Source organism: uncultured Mycobacterium sp. (assembly GCF_964249325.1).
Classification (GTDB): domain Bacteria; phylum Actinomycetota; class Actinomycetes; order Mycobacteriales; family Mycobacteriaceae; genus Mycobacterium.
On the sequence record NZ_CAXUCH010000114.1, the window covers coordinates 1 to 1,845 of the forward strand.

At 66.9% G+C, this 1,845-nt stretch carries 2 protein-coding genes; one reads left to right on the top strand and one right to left on the bottom strand.

What is annotated here, in order from left to right:
* Positions 1–1,062: acyl-CoA dehydrogenase family protein (locus tag ACFE99_RS14910; protein ID WP_375486552.1), on the top strand; the 1,062-nt coding region annotated here is incomplete at its 5' end.
* A gap of 6 nt (positions 1,063–1,068) precedes the next feature.
* On the opposite strand, the gene ACFE99_RS14915 is transcribed toward ACFE99_RS14910, so the two are convergent.
* Positions 1,069–1,845: SDR family NAD(P)-dependent oxidoreductase (locus ACFE99_RS14915; protein ID WP_375486554.1), on the bottom strand; the 777-nt coding region annotated here is incomplete at its 5' end.

Here is a 1,845-nt window from a genome sequence, read left to right on the forward strand (position 1 = left end):
GGTCCGCAACTCATTGCCGATACCGGAAACCGGCTGCGCGGCGACTTCTTGGCCGCAACCTTGGACGTGCCCGCTCAAGCGCGCAGCGCGACGTCGGCCTTGGCCGGTGTGCGTCGGCAGGCACCGCAATACGCGTCCAGCAACACCGACTCGAGCAACTATCCGGCGGAATCGTCGTGGCTGAGCATGGTTGCGACGCAGGGCGCGCCCGGTCTGGCATCGGCGATGCGCGCCTACGGTTATCGCCTTTGCCGGTCAAACTTTTTTCCCAACGTGGGCCTTGCCTGGCAGGCGCTGCGTGCAGTCGGGAATGAGTCGCCAGAGGCGGTCGACTACGCCGAAGCCATCGAATCCGGCTCGATCACCGCGACGCTGGCGGTGGCCGAGCAATCGGGATCGTGGGACCCGGCGTTGGTGCGCGCCAAGGCTATTCAAAGGCGGGACGGCTGGCAGTTGGCGGGAGAAAAGCTGTTCGTGCCGGGCGCCGATGGAGCAGACGTGTATTTCGTGGTTGCGCGCTCGGTCGCGGGCCCGTCGCTGTTCGCGGTCGAACGTTTCGCCCCGGGCTTGCAGGTGGTGGCGCTGTCTGTGCTCGACGAGACACGTCCGCTGTGCCGGGTCCAATTAAGCGATACCCCAGCACGACTCGTCGGCACCGAAGGTGGTGGGGGACGGTTGATGATGGGCACCATCGACCTGGCGACCACCGCGCTGGCCGGTGAGCAGGTGGGGCTGATCGAGCAGTCGATGAGTCTGCTGGCCGCAGCCGGTCCGCGGGACGCCGAGCTGGCCGACGTGACGCTACAACACGTTGCCGCCGATGCGCTGTGGCGCCGAGCCGTCAACGAACAAGCGACCCGATCCCCCGACGCGTCGCCCGTCGCCGCAGCCGCCCACATCGGCTGCTCGCGCGCCGCCATGCGGGCCGCGACCGTAACCGCCCGGCTTCTCGGCCCGTCCGGCGACACCGACGCGCTGTTCAAACGCGCACTGTCGGCGAACCTGCTCTTCGGCGGACCGGCACTGTCGCACGAAAGGCTTTTGGAGCGCCTGGGCATCTAACGTTGGTTACCGCAGCATCACCTGGCCGCCGTCGAGCATGATGGTCGCCCCGGTCACGAACTTCAGGTCGTCGCTCACCAACGCGACGACCGCACGACCGATGTCGTCGTAGGGATCTCCGAAGCGGCGCAACGGAATTTCGCGCTCGATCTTTTCCCAGCGTGCCGGGTTTTCGTCGCGGTACGCCTGCGCAGCCGGTGACATGCCGTTGGGGCACACCTGGTTGACGCGGATTCCGTATTTGCCCCACTCGATGGCGGCGGACTTGGTCAGCCCGCCGATCGCCTCCTTGGCCATCGCATAAGCGGCCATCCGGGCGCCACCGCGGACACCGATCGCCGAACCGAAATTGATGATCACCGCATGGTCTGATTGGCGCAGTGCCTCGAAGGCGGCCTGCATCATGTGCAGTGTGCCCAGCGGTCCGCTGCGGATGTAATCCAGGACATCGTCGTCGCTGAGCTCGATCGTCGGCACGCCTGTACCCAGTGCCACTCTTTGCGACCCGCCCTGCGCGTTGTTGATCAAGATGTCGAGCTGACCGAACGCCGTGAGCGTCTCGGCCACGGCGCTTCCGACCGCTGCGCGGTCGGCGACATCGCATTCGATCGCCAGCGCCTTGTGTCCCTTCTCGACCAGGTCATCGGCGGCATCAACCACCTTCGCCCGAGTTCGGCCAAGCAGCGCGACAGCTGCGCCTTCGTCGGCGAGCGCGGCCGCGATCGCCTTACCCAGGCCCTGGCCCGCGCCGGTGACCACAGCGACACGACCGGTCAGCCGACG